This window comes from Variovorax sp. GW531-E2 (genome assembly GCF_059423125.1).
In genome coordinates, this window is the sequence record NZ_JBWKXQ010000056.1 from 23,118 (window position 1) to 45,159 (window position 22,042).

At 69.5% G+C, this 22,042-nt stretch carries 22 protein-coding genes; 15 read left to right on the forward strand and 7 right to left on the reverse strand.

Annotated features, from left to right (window positions below):
• Positions 1 to 12: 12 nt before the first annotated feature.
• From AC07XP_RS25175 to AC07XP_RS25210, 8 genes are all read left to right on the forward strand, one after another.
• A complete protein-coding gene (locus AC07XP_RS25175) occupies positions 13 to 873 on the forward strand; it encodes a branched-chain amino acid ABC transporter permease (RefSeq protein ID WP_095744319.1) in 861 nt (286 codons plus the stop codon).
• A 7-nt stretch (positions 874 to 880) separates the two neighbouring features.
• On the forward strand, positions 881 to 1,840 hold the full coding sequence (locus AC07XP_RS25180) for a branched-chain amino acid ABC transporter permease (RefSeq protein ID WP_495266213.1): 960 nt from the start codon (positions 881 to 883) through the stop codon (positions 1,838 to 1,840).
• Positions 1,837 to 2,604: an ABC transporter ATP-binding protein gene (locus AC07XP_RS25185; protein WP_307694425.1), complete on the forward strand. Its 768-nt coding sequence runs from the start codon at positions 1,837 to 1,839 to the stop codon at positions 2,602 to 2,604. Before AC07XP_RS25180 ends, AC07XP_RS25185 begins: the two co-directional genes overlap by 4 nt.
• Positions 2,601 to 3,314 (forward strand): ABC transporter ATP-binding protein, encoded by a 714-nt coding sequence (locus AC07XP_RS25190; protein WP_495266214.1) that lies wholly within the window; start codon positions 2,601 to 2,603, stop codon positions 3,312 to 3,314. The genes AC07XP_RS25185 and AC07XP_RS25190 overlap by 4 nt, the downstream gene beginning before the upstream one ends.
• 27 nt (positions 3,315 to 3,341) lie before the next feature.
• On the forward strand, positions 3,342 to 4,622 hold the full coding sequence (locus tag AC07XP_RS25195) for a Zn-dependent hydrolase (RefSeq protein ID WP_495266215.1): 1,281 nt from the start codon (positions 3,342 to 3,344) through the stop codon (positions 4,620 to 4,622).
• A complete protein-coding gene (locus tag AC07XP_RS25200; RefSeq protein WP_495266216.1) occupies positions 4,619 to 5,755 on the forward strand; it encodes an ABC transporter substrate-binding protein in 1,137 nt (378 codons plus the stop codon). The genes AC07XP_RS25195 and AC07XP_RS25200 overlap by 4 nt, the downstream gene beginning before the upstream one ends.
• Positions 5,752 to 7,245 carry a M81 family metallopeptidase gene (locus AC07XP_RS25205; RefSeq protein WP_495266217.1) on the forward strand — a complete coding sequence of 498 codons (1,494 nt, stop codon included), beginning with the start codon at positions 5,752 to 5,754 and terminating at the stop codon, positions 7,243 to 7,245. Before AC07XP_RS25200 ends, AC07XP_RS25205 begins: the two co-directional genes overlap by 4 nt.
• A 91-nt stretch (positions 7,246 to 7,336) precedes the next feature.
• Positions 7,337 to 7,714: a nuclear transport factor 2 family protein gene (locus AC07XP_RS25210; RefSeq protein ID WP_492729268.1), complete on the forward strand. Its 378-nt coding sequence runs from the start codon at positions 7,337 to 7,339 to the stop codon at positions 7,712 to 7,714.
• An 8-nt stretch (positions 7,715 to 7,722) separates the two neighbouring features.
• Here AC07XP_RS25210 and AC07XP_RS25215 read toward each other — a convergent pair whose 3' ends face one another.
• Entirely contained in the window at positions 7,723 to 8,862 is a 1,140-nt protein-coding gene (locus tag AC07XP_RS25215; RefSeq protein WP_495266225.1) for a helix-turn-helix domain-containing protein, read from the reverse strand.
• A 187-nt stretch (positions 8,863 to 9,049) separates the two neighbouring features.
• Here AC07XP_RS25215 and AC07XP_RS25220 point away from each other — a divergent pair, with 187 nt between their 5' ends.
• The 7 genes from AC07XP_RS25220 (at position 9,050) to AC07XP_RS25250 (ending at position 16,705) form a co-directional block, all read left to right on the forward strand.
• The gene (locus AC07XP_RS25220; RefSeq protein ID WP_062468730.1) at positions 9,050 to 9,556 is read left to right on the forward strand and encodes a (2Fe-2S)-binding protein; all 507 of its coding nucleotides are present in this window, start codon (positions 9,050 to 9,052) and stop codon (positions 9,554 to 9,556) included.
• 10 nt (positions 9,557 to 9,566) lie between these two features.
• A complete protein-coding gene (locus AC07XP_RS25225) occupies positions 9,567 to 11,951 on the forward strand; it encodes a xanthine dehydrogenase family protein molybdopterin-binding subunit (RefSeq protein ID WP_307584892.1) in 2,385 nt (794 codons plus the stop codon).
• 34 nt (positions 11,952 to 11,985) lie between these two features.
• Entirely contained in the window at positions 11,986 to 12,777 is a 792-nt protein-coding gene (locus AC07XP_RS25230) for an FAD binding domain-containing protein (protein ID WP_095744326.1), read from the forward strand.
• A 64-nt stretch (positions 12,778 to 12,841) separates the two neighbouring features.
• Complete coding sequence (locus AC07XP_RS25235; RefSeq protein WP_495266218.1) at positions 12,842 to 13,744, forward strand: AAA family ATPase; 903 nt, start codon at positions 12,842 to 12,844, stop codon at positions 13,742 to 13,744.
• 19 nt (positions 13,745 to 13,763) lie between these two features.
• Entirely contained in the window at positions 13,764 to 14,978 is a 1,215-nt protein-coding gene (locus tag AC07XP_RS25240) for a vWA domain-containing protein (protein WP_492684893.1), read from the forward strand.
• A 34-nt stretch (positions 14,979 to 15,012) separates the two neighbouring features.
• Positions 15,013 to 15,666: an SRPBCC family protein gene (locus AC07XP_RS25245; RefSeq protein WP_495266219.1), complete on the forward strand. Its 654-nt coding sequence runs from the start codon at positions 15,013 to 15,015 to the stop codon at positions 15,664 to 15,666.
• A 16-nt stretch (positions 15,667 to 15,682) separates the two neighbouring features.
• A complete protein-coding gene (locus AC07XP_RS25250) occupies positions 15,683 to 16,705 on the forward strand; it encodes an XdhC family protein (RefSeq protein ID WP_062468715.1) in 1,023 nt (340 codons plus the stop codon).
• Between the two features lie 25 nt (positions 16,706 to 16,730).
• Here AC07XP_RS25250 and AC07XP_RS25255 read toward each other — a convergent pair whose 3' ends face one another.
• The 6 genes from AC07XP_RS25255 to AC07XP_RS25280 all read right to left on the reverse strand — a co-directional run.
• Positions 16,731 to 17,522: an ABC transporter ATP-binding protein gene (locus AC07XP_RS25255; protein WP_341888693.1), complete on the reverse strand. Its 792-nt coding sequence runs from the start codon at positions 17,520 to 17,522 to the stop codon at positions 16,731 to 16,733.
• Entirely contained in the window at positions 17,519 to 18,586 is a 1,068-nt protein-coding gene (locus tag AC07XP_RS25260) for a dihydrodipicolinate synthase family protein (RefSeq protein ID WP_495266220.1), read from the reverse strand. The genes AC07XP_RS25255 and AC07XP_RS25260 overlap by 4 nt, the downstream gene beginning before the upstream one ends.
• Positions 18,587 to 18,598: 12 nt before the next feature.
• Positions 18,599 to 19,429, reverse strand: a complete 831-nt coding sequence (locus AC07XP_RS25265; protein WP_495266221.1) for a GNAT family N-acetyltransferase — start codon at positions 19,427 to 19,429, stop codon at positions 18,599 to 18,601.
• Positions 19,430 to 19,439: 10 nt separating this feature from the next.
• Positions 19,440 to 20,489 carry an NAD-dependent epimerase/dehydratase family protein gene (locus AC07XP_RS25270; protein WP_495266222.1) on the reverse strand — a complete coding sequence of 350 codons (1,050 nt, stop codon included), beginning with the start codon at positions 20,487 to 20,489 and terminating at the stop codon, positions 19,440 to 19,442.
• Positions 20,486 to 21,298: an ABC transporter permease gene (locus AC07XP_RS25275; protein ID WP_447742336.1), complete on the reverse strand. Its 813-nt coding sequence runs from the start codon at positions 21,296 to 21,298 to the stop codon at positions 20,486 to 20,488. Before AC07XP_RS25275 ends, AC07XP_RS25270 begins: the two co-directional genes overlap by 4 nt.
• An 80-nt stretch (positions 21,299 to 21,378) precedes the next feature.
• Positions 21,379 to 22,042, reverse strand: a 664-nt coding sequence (locus AC07XP_RS25280; protein WP_495266223.1) for a TetR family transcriptional regulator, incomplete at its 5' end; no start/stop codon positions are given.

Consider the following 22,042-nt stretch of genomic DNA (forward strand, 5'->3'; position numbering starts at 1 on the left):
CCCACGACACCTATGTCCGTCTACCTGCTCCAGACCATCAACGGAATCGGCATCGGCATGCTGTATTTCCTGCTGGCCGTTGGCTTGTCCATCGTGTTCGGCCTGCTGCGCTTCGTGAACTTCGCGCACGGCGCTTTCTACCTGCTGGGCGCCTACCTGTGCTTCCAGGCCATGCAGTGGGGCCTCAATTTCTGGGCCGCGCTCGTGCTGGTGCCGCTGTTCGTCGGCGCGCTCGGCTGGCTGGCCGAGAAGCTGCTGCTGCGCCGCGTGTACGCCAAGGCGCACGAGTTCCACATCCTCGTGACCGTGGGCCTGGCGCTCGCGGTGCAGGAGATCGTCATCGTGTTCTGGGGCCCGCTGGGCAACAGCGTGCCCACGCCCGACCTGCTGCAGGGCGTGGTGATGTGGGGCAGCTTCATCTACCCGAAGTACCGGCTCTTCGTGATCGGCTTCACCGCCGTGCTCGCGGTGGGGCTGTGGTGGGTGCTCGAAGGCACGCGCCTGGGCAGCGCGGTGCGCGCGGGCAGCGAATCGACCGAGATGGTCTCGCTGCTGGGCATCAACGTGTTCCGCGTGTTCAGCCTGGTGTTCGCGCTCGGCGCGGCCACGGCGGCGCTGGCCGGCGTGCTCGCTGCGCCCATCCGCGGGGCCGAGCCCTTCATGGGCGTCGAGGCGCTGGGCGTGGCCTTCGTGGTCGTGGTGATCGGCGGGCTCGGCAGCTTCAGCGGGGCGCTGGTCGGCGGCGTGCTGATCGGCATCGTGCAAAGCCTCATGAGCACCATCTGGCCGCCGGGGGCGAGCCTGATGATCTACATCGCGATGGGCGCCGTGCTGCTGCTGCGCCCGCATGGCCTGCTCGGCCGCAGAGGATGAACGCGCCATGCCAAAGAAATACACCTTCCTGCTGGCGCTGATCGTCGCGCTCGCGCTGCCGCTGTGCATGCGCTCGGGCTCGCTCGCGAGCGAAGTGCTCATCTACGCGCTCGCCGCGCTGGGCTGCAACCTGCTGCTGGGCTACACGGGGCTGCTCTCGTTCGGCCAGGGCATCTTCTTCGGGCTGGGCAGCTACACCATCGCGATCCTGCTCACGCGGCTGCAACTGCCGATGCCGCTCGCCTTGCTCGCCGCCATCGGCATGGGCGCACTGGGCGCAGCGGTGGTCGGCTGGGTCGCCATCCGCCAGCGCGGCACCTACTTCGTGATGCTCACGCTGGCCTTTGCGCAAATGTTCTATTTCATCGCCTACACGGCCTCGGGGCTCACGGGCGGCGACAACGGCCTGCTCGACGTTCCGCGCCCGGCCTTCATGGACACGCCGTGGAAGTACTACGCCTTCGTGGCGGTGATCTTCCTGGCCGCGTTCGCGCTGCTGCTCAAGGTGACCGACTCGGTCTTCGGCCGCACGCTGCTCGCCATCCGCGACAACGAGGACCGCGCCGCCGCCGTGGGCTACGACCTGAAGCGCTTCAAGCTGCTGGCCTTCGTGATCTCGGGCGCCCTCACCGGCCTGGCCGGCGGCCTGCACGCCATGATGACCGGCATCGCGCCGCTGTCCAACGCCGAGTACCACACGAGCGAGATGATCCTGGTCATCACCGTGATCGGCGGCACCGGCAACCTGTTCGCCTCGGTGCTGGGCTCGGCCTTCTACGTGCTGCTGGCCGACTGGCTCTCCACGCTGTGGCCGCGCTGGCTGCTGCTGCTGGGCCTGCTGCTGATCGGCGTGAGCATCGGCATGCAACGCGGCCTCTGGGGCCTGGGCGAAAGCGCCTGGCGACGGGTGTTCCGCAAGACGGCGGCCGAGGCCAAGGCGCCGGCCGTGCAAGGAGAACAGGCATGAGCGACATCCTCATCGAAGCCATCGGCGTCACCAAGCACTACGGCAAGTTCGCCGCACTCGGCGGGGTCGACCTGAAGATCCGGCGCAACACCGTGCACTCGGTGATCGGGCCCAACGGCGCGGGCAAGACCACGCTGTTCCACATGCTCACGGGCACCGGCACCACCACGGGCGGGCGCATCCTGTTCGACGGCCACGACGTGACGCGCGAGCCCGACCACCAGCGCGTGCAGCGCGGCATGGCGCGCTCGTTCCAGGTCACGAGCCTGTTCCCCAGCCTGTCGGTGCGCGAGAACCTGCGCGTGGCGGCGCAGGGCATTGCGCCGCGCCAGGCCATGAACTGCTGGCGCGCGCCGATCGGCGAGCGCGCCTGCGCCGACACGGTGGCCGAGGTGCTCGCGCGCGTCGGCCTCGAACGGCTGGCCGACACGCCCGCCAGCGTGCTCTCGCACGGCCAGCAGCGCCGCCTCGAAGTGGGCATGGCACTGGCGGCCAAGCCCAAGGCCATCTTCCTGGACGAGCCGACCTCGGGCATGGGCATCGACGACCTCGACGACATGAAGCATCTCATCCGCGGCCTGCGCGACGCGCACACCGTGGTGCTGATCGAGCACAACATGAACATCGTGATGGACATCTCCGACACCGTGACCGTCATGCAACTGGGCCGCGTGCTGGCCGAGGGGCTGCCGGGCGACATCCGGTCCGACGCGCGCGTGCGCACGGCGTACCTGGGCAACATGATCACGGGAGGCAAGGCATGAGCGCGGCGAACATCCTCGAAGTCGAAGGCCTGCACGCGCACTATGGCAAGAGCCACGTGCTGCAGGGCGTGTCGCTCACGGTGGGCGAGGCCGAGCTGGTCACGCTGCTGGGGCGCAACGGCGCGGGCAAGTCGACCACGCTCAAGAGCATTGCCGGCGCCGTCACGCCCACGAAGGGGCGCGTGCGCTTCCAGGGCGCGGACATCGCGGGCCAGCCACCGCACCGCATCGCCACGCGCGGCGTGTGCCTCGTGCCCGAGCACCGCGGCATCTTCAAGCTGCTCACGGTGGAAGAGAACCTGCTGCTCGGCCTGCGGCGCGATTCGCCCTGGCAGCTGGCCGACATCTACCGCATCTTTCCGCGCCTGAAGGAGCGTCGGCGCAACGGCGGCGGACAGCTGTCGGGCGGCGAGCAGCAGATGCTGGCCATCGGCCGCGCGCTGATGAACCACCCGCGCCTGCTGATCCTCGACGAACCCGTCGAAGGCCTGGCGCCGGTGATCGTGGAAGAGATCGTCGCGCAGCTCAAGACCATCAAGGCCGCGGGCGTGGCCATCCTGCTGGTCGAGCAGAACCTCGAGGTCTGCGTGCAGCTGGCCGACCGCCACTACATCGTGGAGCAGGGCGTGATCGTGCACGAGGCTGGCAACGCCGCCTTCATGGCCGATCACGACGTGAAAGACAGATACCTCGGCGTCGGGCTCGCCTGACCCCGCCACTCATTCGTCGCAAAAACCATGAACACAACGAACGAACTTTCCGCCGCGCCCGACGTGCGCGCCCTGCGCGTGAACGGCCAACGCCTCTGGGACTCGCTGATGCAGCTCGCGCAACTCGGCGCCACCGAGAAGGGCGGCGTGTGCCGCATCGCGCTCACCGACCTCGACCGACAGGGCCGCGACCTCTTCACGCGCTGGGCCCGCGAGGCCGGCTGCGAAGTGCGCGTGGACGCCATCGGCAACATCTTTGCGCGCCGCGCGGGCCGCAACAACGCGCTGCCGCCCGTCACCACCGGCAGCCACATCGACACGCAGCCCACGGGCGGCAAGTTCGACGGCAACTACGGCGTGCTCGCCGGGCTGGAGGTGATCCGAAGCCTGAACGACGCCGGCATCGAAACCGAAGCACCACTCGAGGTGGCGGTGTGGACCAACGAGGAAGGCTCGCGCTTCGTGCCCGTGATGATGGGCTCGGGCGTGTTCGCCGGCGCCTTCACGCTCGAGCACGCACTCGCGCAGCGCGACACCGAGGGCGTGAGCGTGGCCGAGGCGCTGTCGGCCATCGGCTACGCGGGCGCCGTGCCCGCCTCGGCGGCGGCGTCGCCGGTCGGCGCCTACTTCGAGGCGCACATCGAACAGGGCCCGGTGCTCGAAGCCAACGAGCGCGTCATCGGCGTGGTCGAGGGCGCGCTGGGCCAGCGCTGGTATGACGTGGTGGTGCAGGGCATGGAAGCCCACGCCGGTCCCACGCCGATGGAACTGCGCAAGGACGCGCTGCTGGCCGCCGCCGAACTCGTGGTCGAGGTGAACCGCATCGCACTGGCCCATGCGCCGCACGGGCGCGGCACGGTCGGCTGGATCGACAACTACCCGAACTCGCGCAACGTGATCCCGGGCCGCGTGAAGCTCAGCGTCGACCTGCGCGCGGCCGACGACGTGGTGCTGTCGGCCATGGACGCGGCCCTGAAAGAAGCCGTGCAGCGCATCGCCACCAAGGGCAAGGTCGAGGCGACGGCCGAGCAGGTCGTGTACTTCCCGCCGCAGCCGTTCACGCCCGCGCTGGTGTCGGCCGTGCGCGAGGCCGCGCAGGACCAGGGCATGACATGGATGAACGTGATCAGCGGCGCCGGCCACGATGCCGTGTACCTCGCGCGCGTGTGCCCCGCGGCGATGATCTTCGTGCCCTGCCTGGACGGCATCAGCCACAACGAGATCGAGGACGCGCAGCCCGACCACCTCGAGGCCGGCTGCAACGTGCTCCTGCAGGCGATGCTGCAGAGCGCGGGAGTGGCCACGTGAAGGCGGTGCTTCGCCGCATCGGCCTTCACTGCGTGCTGGCGATGGGCCTGGTCGCGGCGTCGACGGCGGCCCTGGCGGCTGGAGAGCCGATCCTGGTCGGCCAGTCCGCGGTGCTCACCGGCCCGTTCACGCCGAACAGCCTCGCGTTCATGGAAGGCCAGACGCTGTTCCTCGACCAGCTGAACAAGGCGGGCGGCGTCGGTGGCCGGCCCGTCAAGATGATCACCTACGACGACGCCTACATCCCAGAGAAGGCCGCGGCCAACGCCGAGAAGCTGCTCGGCACGGACCGCGTCGTCTGCTTGTTCGGAACCATGGGCACGGGCATCGGCGCGGCCATGGTGCCGGTGGCGGCGAAGTACGACAGCTTCATCTTCGGCGGGCTGACCGGCGCGGCGGTGCTGCGCGGGCCGAAGGTGCCGATCTTCCACGTGCGGGAGTCGTATGCCGACGAGGTCTCGCGTGTGATGAACCACCTGACGACCGTGGGCCTGACGCGCATCGCCATCGTCTCCAGCGACGACGCCTACGGCAAGGGCATCGAGAAGGACGCGCTGGCCGCGCTCGAGAAGAACAAGCGGCCGGCCCTGCTGTCGCTGCGTTTCGATCCGAAGGAAAAGGACCATCCCGCCATCGCGCAGCAGGTCATCGCGAGCGGGGCGCAGGCGGTGTACGTCATCGCGGCCGGCACGCCGGCCATCAACATCATCCGCTCGCTGGTGGCCGCGCCCATCCATCCGCAGATCTACACGAACTCGGTGGCGAGCTCGTTCCTTCTGTACAAGGAACTCGGCGACAAGAGCCGCGGCATCGTGCTGTCGCAGGTGGTGCCGCCGTTCTGGAAGACGCGCTTTCCCATCGTCAACGAATACCAGCGCGCGAGGAAGGCCGCGGGCAGCGAAGGCGAAGGCTCCTACCTGGGGCTGGAGGGCTACATCACGGCCAAGGCCTTCGCGGAATCGCTGCAGCGCGTGAAGGGGCCGATCACCACCGAATCGCTGCGCCGCAGCATCGAGAACTCGCCGCCCATGAACCTGAACGGCTTCACGGTCGCGTTCCGTCCCGACAACCGCAACGGCTCCAGCTTCGGTGACATCACCATGCTGGGCAGCGCCGGAAAGTTTGCCCAATGAAAGTCCTGATCGCACGTCTCAACCACGAGACCAACACCTTCTCGCCTGTGCCCACGCCGCTCGCGGCCTTCGGGCCCGACGGCCCGACCTTCGGCGAACGGGCCTACACCGACAACAAGGGCATGCGCACCGCGATGTCGGCCTTCATCGACCTGGCCGAAGCGGCAGGCGCGCAGCTCGTCACGCCGGTGTCGGCCTCGGCCAACCCGAGCGGGCCGGTCGATGCGCAGGCCTACACCACGCTCACGCAATGCATCGTCGATGCGGCGCCCGGCTGCGATGCGATCCTGCTCGACCTGCACGGCGCGATGGTGGCGCAGAACAGCACCGACGGCGAAGGCGACCTGCTGGTTCGCCTGCGCGCCGCGGCGCCCGGCGTGCCCATCGGCGTGGCGTTGGACCTGCATGCCAACGTGACGCCCGAGATGGTGGAGAACGCCGACGTGATCGTCGGCTTCAAGACCTACCCGCACGTCGACATGTACGAGACCGGCGAACACGCCGGCCGCCTGCTGTTCGACCTGCTGGCCGGGCGCAGCCAGCCGCACATGCGCTGGCGCCAGCTGCCGCTGATGGCGCACACGCTGCGCAGCGCCTCGTTCACCGGCGCGATGCAGCGGGCCATCGAGGCGGCGCGCGCGGCGGAAGAATCCGAGTCGCTGGCGGTGTCGATCCTGGCGGGCTTTTCGCTGTCGGACATCACGGCGCCGTGCATGAGCGTGATCGTGGTCGATGCGCAATCGCCCGCGCGCGCACAGGCCACGGCCGACCGCATCGCGGCGCAGATGTGGGCCGAGCGCGAGGCCTTCATCTACCGCAGCGAGCCGCTGGCCGCGTCGGTCGCGCGCGCGAAGCTCATCGCGGGCGGCGCCACGCGCCCGGTGCTGCTGCTCGACCACGGCGACAACTGCATGTCGGGCGGCAGCTGCGACACCATGGACGTGCTGCAGGAAGCGCTGGCGCAGGGCCTGGACGGCATCGGTGTCGGGCCGCTGTGCGACCCCGAGGCGGTGGCCGCGCTGGTCGCGGCGGGCGAGGGCGCCGAGGTGACGGTGGCGCTGGGCAACAAGGTGTCGCTGGAAGGCATCGGCCTGAAGAAGACACCGGTGCGGCTGACCGGCATGGTGCGAACCATCAGCGACGGCGAGTACGTGATCACCGGCCCCACCTACACCGGCCAGCGCAGCAGCATGGGGCGCACCGTGCTGTTCGACATCGGCGCGGCGCGCATCGTGGTTACGGAGCGCACGCAGGAGCCATGGGACATCGGCGTGTTCGAATGCACCGGGCTCGACCCGCGCACCGAGCGCTTCCTGCTGCTGAAGTCGCGCATGTACTGCCGGCCGGTGTTCGAGCCGCTGTCGGCGGCGCTGGTGGAGTGCGACAGCCCGGGCGTGACCAGCTCCGACTACAGCCTGTTCCCGTTCAGCCAGGTGCGCCGGCCGGTGTTTCCGCTCGACGCGAACGCGGCGATGGACGCGCCCGCATAACCTGCCACGTCATCGACGCGCGGCGCGTGCCCCGCGACCATTCCTTCACCCCGCGCTGTTGCGGGTCGAACCCTCGAAAGGAACAGTCGCCATGAACACCGCCGCCCACGACGCCCATGCCATCGCCACGGGCTACATCGCCGTCTGGAACGAGACCGACGCCGCGCGCCGCGCCGCGCTCATCGACGCCGGCTGGACCGCCGACGCCCGCTATGTCGACCCGATGGCGCAGGCCAGCGGCCGCGAGCAGATCAGCGCGCTGGTCGGCGCGGTGCACCAGCGCTATCCGGGCTTTCGCTTCCACCTGCTGGGCAAGGCCGAGGCGCACGGCGACAACCTGCGCTTCTCGTGGACCCTGGGCCCGAGCGGTGCCGACGACCTGATCCAGGGCACCGACTTCGCGCAGCTGGACGCGGGCAAGCTGCGTGCGGTGACGGGTTTTCTCGACAAGGTGCCTGTGGGCGCCTGAAAGGGGGGTCAGTCGCCCGTGGGCCGACCGCGCCAGAGCTTGCGGTAGACCGTGGCGCGGCTGATGCCCAGCGTGCGCGCCGCCTCGGCCACATTGCCGCGCGCGTCGCTCACCGCCTTGCGGATCAGCGCGGTTTCCACGTCGCGCAGGCGGGGGCGGCCGTCGGTTGCAGCGCCGGTCACGTCGCCGTGCTCGCCGCCGCCGCGCTGGGCCCGCACCTGCACCCGCAGGCCCGACCACAGCGGCACCTCGAGCATGGCGTCGCCGCGCCGGGCGGCGTCGAACATCATGTGCAGCGGCAGCGCGAACAGGTCGTTGAAATGCAGGCCGCCGGCATGGCAGACCAGCGGCTGGTGCAGCATCTGCCGCGCCGCCGCGTTGGCGCCGGTGACATGGCCCGCGGCGTCGATGCACAGCAGGCCCTCGGTGGTCTCGCTGCTCGGGCAGCCGGGCCAGAGCAGGCGCAGCAGCAGCTCGCAGGGCTCGCGCTGCACCAGCAGGTTCTCGATGCTGCGCGCCGACAGGGTGGCCAGGTGGCGCAGCTCGGGCCGCTCGACCACCTGCACGCCCGTGAGGTCGAGCATGCCGATGCAGTCGCCCCGGGGCCCGAAGAGCGGGGCGCCGGCGCAGCTGTACACACTGGTGTCGTCAAAGAAGTGTTCACCCCGGTGCAGCCACACCGATTCCTGCTCGGCCAGCGCCGTGCCGATGGCGCTGGTGCCGATGGCGCTTTCGGACAGGTCGACGCCGATGCGCCCGATGTCGCGCGCATAGCGGGCGGCGGGGTCGGTGCCGTCGGGCAAGGTACCCACGTCGACCACGATGCCGCGGGCGTCGGTCAGGATGGCGAAATAGCGGGTGTCGGCGATGGCGCGCGAGAGCCGTTCGATCACCGGACGCGCCGCCGTGACCAGGGCCCGGTTGCATTCCGTGACCTCGCGGCTGGCGGTGCGGCTCACGGGCTCGAAGCTCACGCGCTGCTGGGGCCGGCGGCCGGCCTCCAGGCAGCGCTGCCAGGAGCGCGTGATGCCCGGGTCGACCCGCACGCTGCCGCGCGGGCGGGGGCCGTCGCCGTCGATCAGCTCGCGGCGCGCCTGCGCAATGGCCAGCGAGCGCTCAGCAGGAGGGGGGACGGCGGAAGCGGACATCATCGTGAAAGTTCTTCTTCGCGCGGGGAGGGCTGCTTTTGCGGGCCGGCCGGTTGGCAAGCTGTTTCATTTTGAGAATTTCCCGCGCTCTGTGCAAGTGTCAAGGGTTTTTGCCTAGGATAGTGCGAAAGGGCGGCATCCAAGATGCCTCGCTGAACCAGCCATCACCTTTCACGGAGACAGCCACATGCAGGTCGCTTTCAAGGTCAACGGCCGGCCGGTCACGGTCGACGCCCCACCCAACACCTTCCTTGTGCACGCGATCCGCGAGCACCTTCACCTCACCGGCACCCACGTCGGCTGCGACACCGCCCAGTGCGGCGCCTGCACGGTCCACCTGAACGGCCGCGCGGTCAAGTCGTGCAACATCCTGGTCGCGCAGGCGGCCGGCGCCGACGTCACCACCATCGAGGGCGTGGCCGCCGCCGACGGCACCATGCACCCCATGCAGGCGGCCTTCAAGGAATGCCACGGCCTGCAGTGCGGTTTCTGCACCCCGGGCATGGTCATGAGCGCCATCGACCTGTGCACCCACCACCCCAAATCGAGCGAATCGGAGATCCGCGAGCTGCTCGAGGGCAACCTGTGCCGGTGCACGGGCTACCAGAACATCGTCAAGGCCGTGAAGATGGGCGGCGAGGCCATGGCATCGGGCAATCCGGTGCCGACCCAGCAAACCACGGTCACGGCCTGAGGAGAGCGACATGGGCGCTTCCGACTTCTCCAACCTGCCGCACATCGGCGAGGCATTGCGGCGCAAGGAAGACTACCGCTTCCTGACCGGCGCGGGCAACTACACCGACGACATCACGCTGGCCAACCAGAGCCATGCGGTCTTCGTGCGCTCGCCGCACGCGCATGCCGTCATCAAGTCCATCGACATCGCCGAGGCCTCGAAGATGCCCGGCGTGGTCGGCATCTTCAGCGGCAAGGACATCGAAGGCAAGATGGGCGGGCTGCCCTGCGGCTGGCTCATCAACAACCCCGACGGCACCCCGATGAAGGAGCCGATGCACCCGATCCTGGCGATCAACAAGGTGCGCTACGTGGGCGACCACGTCGCCATGGTGGTGGCCGAGACGGTCGAGCAGGCCAAGAACGCGGCCGAGGCCGTGGTGGTCGACTACGACGTGCTGCCCGCGCTGGTGAGCGTGGCCGACGCGGCCAAGAAGGCCAGCGGCGTCACCCTGCACGACGAGGCGCCCGACAACCAGTGCTACAAGTGGGCGCTGGGCGACAAGGCGGCGGTCGATGCGGTGTTTGCCACCGCCGCGCACGTTACCCAGCTCGACCTGGTCAACAACCGGCTCGTGCCCAACCCGATCGAGCCGCGCGTGGCCATCGGCAGCTACGCCCGCGGCACCGACGACTACACGCTCTACGTGTCGAACCAGAACCCGCACGTCGAGCGCCTGCTGATGACGGCCTTCGTGCTGGGCCTGCCCGAGCACAAGGTGCGCGTGATCGCGCCCGACGTGGGCGGCGGCTTCGGCTCCAAGATCTTCCTGTACGCCGAAGACGTGTGCCTCACCTGGGCGGCCAAGCAGCTCAACCGCAACATCAAGTGGACGGCGGAGCGCTCGGAGTGCTTCCTGTCCGACGCGCACGGCCGCGACCACGTGAGCCACGCCGAGATGGCCATGGACAAGGACGGCAAGTTCCTGGCCATGCGCGTGCACACCGACGCCAACCTGGGCGCCTACCTGTCGACCTTCTCGACCGCGGTGCCGACCATCCTGTACGCCACGCTACTGGCGGGCCAGTACACGACGCCGCAGATCTACGTCGAGGTCGATGCCTGGTTCACCAACACCTCGCCGGTCGATGCGTACCGCGGGGCCGGGCGGCCCGAGGCCACCTACCTGCTGGAGCGCCTGGTGTCGCGCTGCGCCTGGGAAATGAACCTGGGCCAGGACGAGATCCGCAAGCGCAACTTCATCACCAGCTTCCCGTACCAGACGCCCGTGGCGCTGCAGTACGACACCGGCGACTTCCATGCCTGCATGGACAAGGCGCGGGTGCTGGCCGAGGTCGACGGTTATGCCGCGCGCAAGGCGGCGACCGAGGCCAAGGGCAAGCTGCGCGGCATGGGCTATTCGAGCTACATCGAGGCCTGCGGCATCGCGCCGTCGAACATCGCGGGGGCACTCGGTGCGCGCGCGGGTCTGTTCGAATGCGGCGAGATCCGCGTGCACCCGACCGGCAGCGTGACGGTGTTCACCGGCTCGCACAGCCACGGCCAGGGGCATGAAACCACCTTCGCGCAGGTCGTGGCCGCGCGCTTGGGCATTCCGGTCGAGAACGTCGACGTGGTGCACGGCGACACCGGCCGCGTGCCCTTCGGCATGGGCACCTACGGCTCGCGCTCCATCTCGGTGGGCGGCGCGGCCATCATGAAGGCGCTCGACAAGATCGAGACCAAGGCCAAGAAGATCGCCGCGCACCTGATGGAGGCGAGCGACGCCGACATCGAGTTCGCCAACGGCGAGTTCACGGTCAAGGGCACAGACAAGAAGATCCCGTTCGGCCAGGTGGCGCTCACGGCCTACGTGCCGCACAACTACCCGCTCGACAAGCTCGAGCCCGGCCTGAACGAAACCGCCTTCTACGACCCGACCAACTTCACCTTCCCGGGCGGCACCTACATCTGCGAGGTCGAGATCGACAAAGAGACTGGCGAAGTCAAGGTCGACCGCTTCACCGCGGTGGACGACTTCGGCACCATCATCAACCCGATGATCGTCGAGGGCCAGGTGCACGGCGGGCTGGTGCAGGGCATCGGCCAGGCGCTGCTCGAGAACTGCGTGTACGACAACGAAACCGGCCAGCTGCTCACCGGCAGCTTCATGGACTACGCCATGCCGCGCGCCGGCGACTTCCCGCAGTTCAAGCTCGACACCGTCTGCACCCCCTGCACCCACAACCCGCTGGGCACCAAGGGCTGCGGCGAGGCGGGCGCCATCGGGTCGCCGCCGGCGGTCATCAACGCCGTGCTCGACGCGTTGGCGCCGCTGGGCGTCAAGGATTTCGACATGCCCGCTTCGTCCAGCCGCGTCTGGGAAGCGATGCAGGCCGCCGCCAAGCCCTGAACGACACAAGAAATAACAGAGAAGGAATCACCCCATGTATGCCTTCACACTCGAACGGCCCGCCAGCGTGGCGGACGCGGCACGGCTCATCGCCGCGGGCGGCAAGCCACTGGCCGGCGGACAGACCCTGCTGGCCTCGATGAAGCTGCGGCTGTCGGCGCCCGAGCAGCTCGTCGACCTCGGCGGCATCAAGGAGCTCACCGGCATCAAGAAGGACGGCGGCGCGATCACCCTCGGCGCCATGTCGCGCCACCTCGACGTGGCGAACAACGCCGACGTGAAGGCCGCGTACCCCGCGCTGGCCGACCTCGCGTCGCGCATCGGCGACCGGCAGGTGCGCGCGATGGGCACCGTCGGCGGCTCGGTGGCCAACAACGACCCGGCGGCGTGCTACCCGAGCGCGGTGCTGGCCTCGGGCGCGACCATCGTCACCTCGAAGCGCGAGATTGCGGCCGACGACTTCTTCCAGGGCCTGTTCACCACGGCGCTCGAAGAAGACGAACTGATCGTCGCCATCCGCTTCCCGATTCCGAAGCGCGCGGTGTACGAGAAGCTGCGCCAGAAGGCCTCGAACTTCCCGCTGGTCGGCATCTTCCTGGCGCAGTACGACAGCGGCGTGCGCGTGGCCGTCACCGGCGCGGGCAACGGCGTGTTCCGCCATGCCGGGCTCGAAGATGCGCTCAACAAGAGCTTCACCGCCGCGTCCGCCGCGGCCGTGAAGATCGACGCGAGCGACCTGAACAGCGACCTGCATGCCTCGGCCGCCTACCGCGCGAACCTGATCAGCGTGCTGACGCAGCGCGCCGTGACCAAAGCACTCGGCTGAAGCCGCCCTGCGCCGCCGCCCACCGGAAGGCGCGACACCCTCGCGTCTTCCGCTACGCTTGCCCATGATCTTCCCGACCATCGACGCCCTTTCCGACGGCTTGCGGCAGGCCGGCTACTTTGCCGACCGCCGCCTGGCCACCGCGGTGTTCCTCGCGCTCAAGCTGCAGCGCCCGCTGCTGCTCGAAGGCGAGCCCGGCGTCGGCAAGACCGAGCTGGCCAAGGCGCTGTCGACGGCCCTGAACCGCGAGCTGCTGCGCCTGCAGTGCTACGACGGCATGGAGCAGCGCGAGGCGCTGTATGAATGGAACTACGCCGCGCAGCTGCTGCACATGCGCGCGGCCGAGGCCACCGGAGCAGCACGCGACGTGGAGGCCGAGGTCTACCAGCCGCACTACCTGATCCGCCGCCCGCTGCTGCAGGCACTGCAGACGCCGGCCCCTGGCTCGGTGCTGCTGATCGACGAGGTGGACCGCGCCGACGAGCCCTTCGAAGCCTTCCTGCTCGAATACCTGGGCGAGTACCAGGTCAGCATTCCCGAGCTGGGCACCGTGCGCGCCGTGGTGCCGCCCGTGACCTTGCTCACCAGCAACCGCACGCGCGAACTCAACGACGCCGTGAAGCGGCGCTGCCTCTACCACTGGCTCGACTACCCCGAGCGCGAGCGTGAGCTCGCCATCGTGCGCGCGCAGGTGCCGCAGGCCGGCGAGGCGCTGTCGGCGCAGGTGGCGGCCTTCGTCGCGCGGCTGCGTTCGGCGCCGTTCGTCAATGCCTTCCAGCGCGCGCCGGGCATCGCCGAAAGCGTGGAGTGGGCGCGGGCGCTCATCGCGCTCGACACCGTCGAACTCGACCCCGAGGTGGTCGTCGACACCGCCGGCATCCTCTTCAAGCAGCGCGATGACGTGGCAGCGCTGACGCACGAGCTGGCCTCCGACCTGCTGAGGCCCGAGGAACCGCTCGCCGGCTAAGCGAGGCCGAGGCACCTACATGGCCGGCATCCAGCAACTCGGCGACGTGCGCAGCGGCAAGCTGGCGGGCAACATCGCCGCCTTCGGCCGCGCACTGCGCCGCGCCGGCGTGCGCACCGACGCCATGCGCATCGCGCTCGCCACCGAGGCGGCCACGCTGGTCGGCGTCGAAGACAAGCTCGACCTGGGCGCCGCCATGGAAGCCGTGATGGTCAGCCGCGAGCAGGACCGGCTGGTGTTCCGCGAACTCTTCGACGCGTGGTTTCGCGACCCCGAGCTGGCCAACAAGCTGCTCGCCCAGATGTTGCCCAGCGCCGAGGGCAAGGCCGAGCCCTCCAAGCGCCGCCCGCGCGTGCGCGAGGCGCTGAGCCCGCCGCGCGACGCCGTGAAGCCCGCGGCGCCGACGAAGCCCGACGAGGAAATCAAGTTCGACGCCGCCATGACGGCCAGCGACCGCCAGCGGCTGCAGCATGCCGACTTCAACGCGCTGGGCGCGGCCGAGTACCGGCTGGTCGAGCGGCTGGCGCGCGACATCCGCTTGCCGGTGCCCGAACTGCCCGCGCGCCGACTGCGCCCGGCGGGCGATGCCGGCCGCGCGCACGCGCGCATGCACTGGCCCGGCGTGCTGCACGAGGCGGCCCGCACCGGCGGCGAGATCCTGCGCCTGCCCCGGCTGGCGCGGCGCGAGCAGCCCTTGCCGCTCCTGGTGCTGGTCGATGTGTCGGGCTCGATGGAGCGCTACGCCCGCCTGCTGCTGGCCTTCCTGCATGCCGCCACGCGACGGGCCGGGCGGCGCGACGTGTTCGCCTTCGGCACGCGGCTGACCGACCTCACGCCCGCCTTCCGGCTGGCCGACACCGACGCCATGCTGGGGGCCGCCAGCCTGGCCATCGACGACTTCGCGGGCGGCACGCGGCTGGGCGGTTCGCTGGCCGAGCTGCGCCAGTCGCACGCGCGCCGGCTCATCGGCCGGCGCACGCTGGTGCTGGTGATCAGCGACGGCCTCGACACGGGCGAGCCCGCCTTGCTCGAGACCGAGTTGCAGTGGCTGAAGCGCCATTCGCGCCGGCTGCTGTGGCTCAACCCGCTGCTGCGCTTCGAGGGCTACGCCCCTCTGGCGCGTGGGGCCGCCGTGCTGCACCGCCATGCGGACGCGATGCTGGCGGTCCACAATCTGAATGCACTCGAACAGCTGGCCGCCAGCCTGGCCGCGCTGATGCGCGCCAGTCGCTAGGACCGGACTCAGGAAGGAACAAAGGAAACCCACCATGGAAATGCTCGGAAACCGCCGCCTCGGCGTCACCCAACAACAGGCCTGGGACGCGCTCAACGATCCCGAGACGCTCAAGAAGTGCATCCCCGGCTGCGACAAGTTCGAGCTCACGGGCGACAACACCTACAGCGTGGCGCTGGCCGTGAAGATCGGTCCGGTGTCGGCCAAGTTCAGCGGCAAGGTGATGCTGTCGGACATCGTCGCGCCCGACGGCTACAAGCTCACCTTCGAGGGGCAGGGCGGCGTGGCGGGGTTTGCCAAGGGCTCGTCGAGCGTGTCGCTCAAGCCGGTGGCCGTGGCCGACAGCGCCCCCACCGCGGAGGGCGCACCTGCTGCCGAAGCCTCCCCCGTGGCTCCGACTCCTGCCGGCTGCGAACTCGACTACACCGTGCAGGCCCAGGTCGGCGGCAAGATCGCCCAGCTCGGCCAACGCCTGATCGACGGCGCGGCCAAGTCCACCGCCGACGATTTCTTCAAGCGCTTCGAGGCCGAGATGCAAAGCCGCTACGGCCCGCCGCCTGCACCGCCCGCGGAAGCGGCGGCCGAGGCGCCCGCCGAGAAGGCCGGCGTGATGTCGGGCCTCATGAAGAAGATGGGCTTCGGCAAGAAGGACGGCGAAGACGCCTCCACCCCGGGCGACGCCGCCTGACGCACAGGGTCCTGCCATGGAAAACCTCGACGTCATGGTGCTGCGCACGCTGCGCGACTGGCGGCGTGCCGGCAAGCGCGCGCTGCTGACCACCGTGGTGCGCACCTGGGGCTCGTCGCCGCGGCCCGTGGGCTCGATCATGGCGCTGGCCGAGGACGGCGCCGTGGTCGGCTCGGTCTCGGGCGGCTGCATCGAGGACGATCTGATCGCGCGTTACAGCCACGCCCACGGCAAGGGCGAAGACGTGCCGCTGGGCGCGCCGCCCGCGCTCGTCAAGTACGGCATCACGGCCGACGAGGCGCACCGCTTCGGCCTGCCCTGCGGCGGCACGCTCGAGCTGCTGCTCGAATACGCGCCCGACGCCGACGCGCTCGACACGCTGGTTGCCGAACTCGAACGCGGCAAGCTCATGCGCCGCACGGTGACGCTGGCCACCGGCGCGGTGCGGCTGGCCGAGGCGACCGCGCCCGACGAGCTCACGGTGAACGACACCGAGCTCACCAACACCTTCGGCCCCGAGTACCGCATGCTGCTGATCGGCGCCGGCCAGCTCGCCGAATACCTCGCGACCATGGCCAAGTTCAGCGGCTTCGCCGTGACGCTGTGCGACCCGCGCGCCGAGTACCGCACCGCGTGGACGCTGTCCGGCGTGACGATCACCACCGAGATGCCCGACGACGCCGTGCTGGCCTTCAAGCCCGACCGCCGCAGCTGCGTGGTCGCGCTCACGCACGACCCCAAGCTGGACGACCTCGCGCTGCTCGAGGCGTTGCAGAGCGAGGCCTTCTACGTGGGCGCCATCGGTTCGCGCCGCAACGCCGACGCGCGGCGCGACCGCATGATCGAACACTTCGACCAGACGGCCGAGTCGCTCGCACGCCTGCGCGGGCCCATCGGCATCTTCATCGGCAGCAAGACACCGCCCGAGATCGCGGTGAGCGTGATGGCCGAGATCCTGGCCGTGAAGAACGCGGTGACCTTGCCGCGCGAAGTGGAAGTGGCGCGCGCCAAGGAAATCCAGCAGCTGCAACCCAGCTGAACTGAACCGACCTGCTGCGCGGGACTCAGTCCACGCCCAGCAGGTCGTAGATGCGGCGCACGTACTCGCCGAACTCCGGGCTGGTTTTCACGTGCAGCTTGCGCGGCTCGGGCAGCTCGATGCGGAAGAAGTCGGCCATGCGCGCCGGGCCGGCCGTGAGCACCGCGCAGTGCGAGCCCAGGAACACGGCTTCCTGAATGCTGTGCGTGACCACGATGAAGGTCTTGCGGCTGCGCTCCCAGATGCGCAGCATCTCCAGGTTCATTTTTTCGCGCGTGAGCGCATCGAGCGCGCCGAAGGGCTCGTCCATGAGCACCAGCTTCGGGTCGTGGATGAGCGCACGCGCGATGGCGGCGCGCTGCTGCATGCCGCCCGAGAGTTCGTAAGGCAGCTTGTCGGCGAAGCCCGTGAGGCCGACCATGTCGAGCAACTCGTGCGCGCGCGCCTTGGCGGCCTTGCGGTCCAGCCCGAGGATGTCGGCGGGCAGCAGCACGTTCTCGAGAATGGTGCGCCACTTCAGCAGCAGCGGCTGCTGGAACACCATGCCGACATCGCGGCCTGCGTTGAAGCCTGTACCGCCGGGGCCGCCGATCTCGAGCGTGCCGCCGTCGTGGCCGTGCAGGCCCGAGAGAATTTTCAGCAGCGTCGACTTGCCGCAGCCCGAGGGACCGACCAGTGAGATCATGTCGCCCGCATGCACGTCCATCGTGACGTCGGACACTGCGAGGAATTCTTCGTTGCGCTTGCGGTAGACCTTGCGCAGCTGCCGCATGCGGATCAGCGGCGCCTCCTGCGCGGGCGCGAGCACCGCGCTCATGCCAGCCACCGTGCGAGGTTGTCGCGCACGAAGGCGTCGTCGGCCAGGTCGCCGTGCTGGCGGTAGACGCGGTCGATCTCCGCCGACTGTCCGTGGCCGAGGCCTTCTTCCGGGTCGAGGCACCAGATGCCTTCGAGCAGGCCCTGGCGCCGCAACACCTCGTGGCAGCCCGCGATGCAGCCGTGGAAGTTGTTCGCCACGTCGAAGAAGGCGGCGTTGCAGTCGGTCACGCGCGAATCGAGCGCGAGCAGGGCGGGGCTCAGCGCGCCGCCGCTGGCGGCCAGCTCGGCCTTGATCTGCTGCAGCTGGTGCACCGCGCTCGACGTCCACACCGACCAGTGGCCCAGCAGGCCGCCGCGAAAGCGCACCTGCACGGGCGCGCCGTCGCGCATCGCGGCAAAGGGCAGCGCCAGGTCGAGCACGATGTGGTCGTCGTTGCCGGTGTAGAGGAACACGCGCTCCTCGGCGCGTGCATCGACCAGCCCGCGCACCACGTCGATGCTGCGGTAGCGGTTGAAGGGCGCGACCTTGATCGCCAGCGCGTTCGGAATGAGCGCGAAGCGGCGCCAGAAGTCGCTCGACAGGACCGGGCCGCCGACCACGGTCTGCAGGTAGAAGCCGATCAGCGGAATCTCCTGCGCCACCGCCTCGCAGTGGGCGATGAGCGCGTCTTCCGACGCGCCGGCCAGTGCCGCGAGGCTCAGCAGCCCTGCGTGATAGCCCAGGGAGACGGCGGTGCGCGCCTCGGCCCGCGCCTGCGCGGTCGGGCCGCACAGGCCGGCGATCATCGCCATCGGGCGGTCGTTCCAGGCCAGGTGGTCCTGCATCGCGGCCTCGAGCACGGTGGCGTACAGGCCGCGCTCGCGGATCGCGAACTGCGTGGTGTGCACGCCCACCGCGATGCCGCCCACGCCGGCATCGACGTAGTAGCGCGTGAGCGCGCGCTGGCGCTGGCGGTCGAGCTGGCGATGCGCGTCGAGTGCGAGCGGGTGCGCCGGGATGACGGTGCCTTGCGACAGCAGCGCAAGCACGTCGGCGGGAAGGTCGGAGCGGTTCAGTGGCATGGGCGAAGGTCCTCAGGCGAACTCGGGGCCGGCGATGGCGTGGATGAAGGCGGGGTGTCCGGTGGGCGGCTGCACGCCCTCGCGCGTGGCCAGTGCCATGCGTGCGAAGCCGCGCTGCGGTGTGAAGCCGGCAGCGCGCAGTGCGGTGGTCATGGCCTTGCGGTCGTCGGGCACGTCGATGTAGATGCGTCCGTCGATGCTGCGTGCAGCCTGCGTCAGCAGCGCGGCGGCCGTGGCCTCGTCGGACGACAGCAGTGGCCCGATGTGGTGCGCGGTGCGGCCCGCGCGCGCGAGGCCGAAGCCCAAGCCGTTGCGCACGCAGCGGCTGTCCTCGCGGCCGAGCAGGTCGGCGAGCAGGGCGGGGCGCGCGAAGCCCAGCGCCTGCGCGTCGAGCGCCGCCAGGTTGTCGAGGGCCGGTTTGTCGGTGGGGAGCGATGCGGTGGCGGGGGCGGCTTCGCGCTGCCAGCGCGTGAGCCGCCACAGCGGCGTGAAGCCGAAGCCCGCATAGAGCGACTCGCCCTGCGGCGTGGCGTCGAGCATGGCGACGAGGCCGGCGGCTTTCACTTGCTCTAAGCAGCGCGCGAACACCGCGCGGCCCAGGCCTTGTCCGCGCGCGGCGGGCATCACGAGGATCATGCTGATCCACGCCACGCCTTCCATCGGCAGCACGGCGCCGCTGGCGACGAGTTGGCCCTCGCCATCGCGCACGCCATGCAGCGTGCCGAGCCGCTCGAACAGCCGCCAGTCGTGTGCGGTCTGGTTCCAGCCGCTCGCGGCGACCAGCGCGTCCAGCATCGGGGCGATGCCGGGTGTGATCGACGTGAGGGCTTCGACGGCGGGCATGGTCATGGCCTCAGTACTTGCCGTCGCGCGATTCGAATTTTGTCGGCTTGCCGTACTGGCGCTGCTCGCGCGAGATCCAGTCGGCCACCCAGCGGATCTGCTGCGCCAGCGGCACGCGCGGATAGCCGAACAGGCGCTCGGCTTCGCCGGTGTTCATCAGCCACGCGGTCGGGGCCTCTTGCCCGCTGATCGTCACGGGCTTGTCGAACTGGCGCGCGAACTCTTCCGCGAGCCAGCGGATCGACGTCGTCTCGGGCCCGCTCACGTTCAGCGGCGAGGTCGGCACGGTGGCCGCCGCGAGGCAGCGCAGCGCCTGCGCGTTCGCGTCGCCCTGCCAGATCACGTTGACGTGACCCATGGTCACGTCGACCGGGTCGCCGCGCCACACCTTGAGCGCCACGTCGGCCAGCACGCCGTAGCGCAGGTCGATGGCGTAGCTCAGGCGGAACAGGCGGCCCGGCGTGCCGTGGCGCTGCGAGAAGTACTCGAACATGCGCTCGCGGCCCACGCACGAGTTGGCATATTCGCCGGGCGGGTTGGGCGCGTCGCTCTCGCTCGCACCCTGGCTGGTCACGGGCACGAAGGGGTACACGCAGGCGGTCGAGAAGGCGACGATGCGCGAGGCGTGGAAGTGCTCGGCCACCAGCGCCGGCACGTGCGCGTTCATGGCCCAGGTCAGCGGGTTGTCGGCGTCCGCGCCGAACTTGCGCCCGGCCATGAAGACCACGTTGGCGCACGGCGGCAGCGCGGCGATGGCGGCGCGGTCGAGCAGGTCGCAGGCGATGGTCTCGATGCCGTGCGCTTCGAGTGCCTCGCGCACGCCGGCCTCGCTGAAGCGGGCGACGGCGATCACGCGGCGCCCGGGCATGGCGTTCTTCGCAAGGCGGGCCAGCGTCGGGCCCATCTTGCCGCCCACGCCGAGGATCATCAGGTCGCCATCGAGGCGGGCCATGTCGCGCACGAGGTCGCGCGAGGGCGTGGCCAGGTAGTCTTCAAGCGCGGCTTCGCTCTCGAAGCGCTCGGGAAAGGGCAGGTCGTCGAGGACAGGCGTGGAGGTCATTGGATTCTTGCGTCCTGGGTGATGAAGAGGCGCTCCAGCAGAAGCACCAGCAGATAGAGCAGCACGCCCAGGCCCGTGATGAGCAGCACGGCCATGAAGACCGCGGGCGTGTCCAGCGAGGCCTGGACCTGGATCATCAGATAGCCCAGGCCGCGTTCCGAGGCGATGAACTCGCCCACCACCGCGCCCGCCACGGCGAGGATGGTGGCGACCTTCATGCCCGAGAACACGTACGGCAGCGAGCCCGGCAGCTGGATGTAGCGAAACAGCTGCCAGCGCGAGCCCTTGAGCGCGCGCACCAGGTCGAGCAGCTCGGGCTCGGTCTCGTTCAGGCCGCGGATGGTGGTCAGCAGGATGGGGAAGAAGCACAGGCTGAACGTGATGAGGATGTTCGGCCCGATGCCGTAGCTGAACCACACGATCACCAGCGGTCCCATCGCCACTTTGGGGATCATGTTGAGCGTGACCAGCAGCGGGAACACCAGCAGCATCAGCCGCTTGCTGGTGATGAAGAGCAGCGCGCAAAGAATGCCGAGCACCAGCCCCAGTGCGTAGCCGCCGAACACTTCGAGCGCGGTGACGCCGGTGTTCTTGAGCCAGCTGTAGTTCGGGTTGGCCAGCGTGGCCAGCACCTTCGAGGGCGCCGGCAGGATGAAGGGCTGGATCGCGAAGACCCGCACCGCGAGCTCCCACAGCGCGATGCCCGCCAGATGCACCGCGACCACGAGGGCCCAGCGCTGCCATTCGGGGCGCTCGCCCGACAAGGGCGCAGGTGCGGGGGGCGCCAGAGCGCCATCAGGTGCCGTCATCTCAATTCCTGGGTCTAGGAAGCAATGCGGCGAATCATAGGAGTCGCCACGACCCGAGTCAACCAACTAGTTGATAATTTTCATGCGGCGGCCTTGTCGGGCCGCAAGGCATTGAGCGCGAACTCGATCACGTGCCGGCGGCGCTGCAGCAGCGCGCCGCGTGCATCGAGCGGCTTGCCGAAGATGGCCGACAGCGTGTGGTTGTTGGAGAAGAAGAAATACGAGATGCCGGCGATCGAGATGTAGAGGTTGATCGCGTCGAAGTCGGGCCGGAACACGCCCGCCGCCACGCCGCGCTCGAGCGTGGCCTCGAGCATCTCGATGAAGGGCGAGTGCATCTTCTGCAGCCGCTCCGACTCGCGCAGGTGCGCGCCGTGGTTGCGGTTCTCGTCGGCCAGCAGCGCGATGAACTCGGGGTGCTCGGCCAGGTAGTCGAACGAGAAGGCCACCAGCTGCTTCATGGCTTCGAGCGGCTCGAGTTCGTCGAGCGTGAGCTTCTGTTCCTTCTCGCGGATCTCGGCGTAGACCGATTCGAGCGCCACCAGGTACAGCCCCTGCTTGCTGTCGAAGTAGTGGTACACGAGCTGCTTGTTGACGCCGGCGTTGGCGGCGATCTCGTCGACGCGTGCGCCCGCGAAGCCCTTGGTGGCGAACTCGGCCACTGCGGCGGCGATGAGGGCCTGCTTGGCGGCGACGGGGTCGCGCTCGCGTTTCGTGGCGACGGCGGTGCGGGCGGGGGTGGTG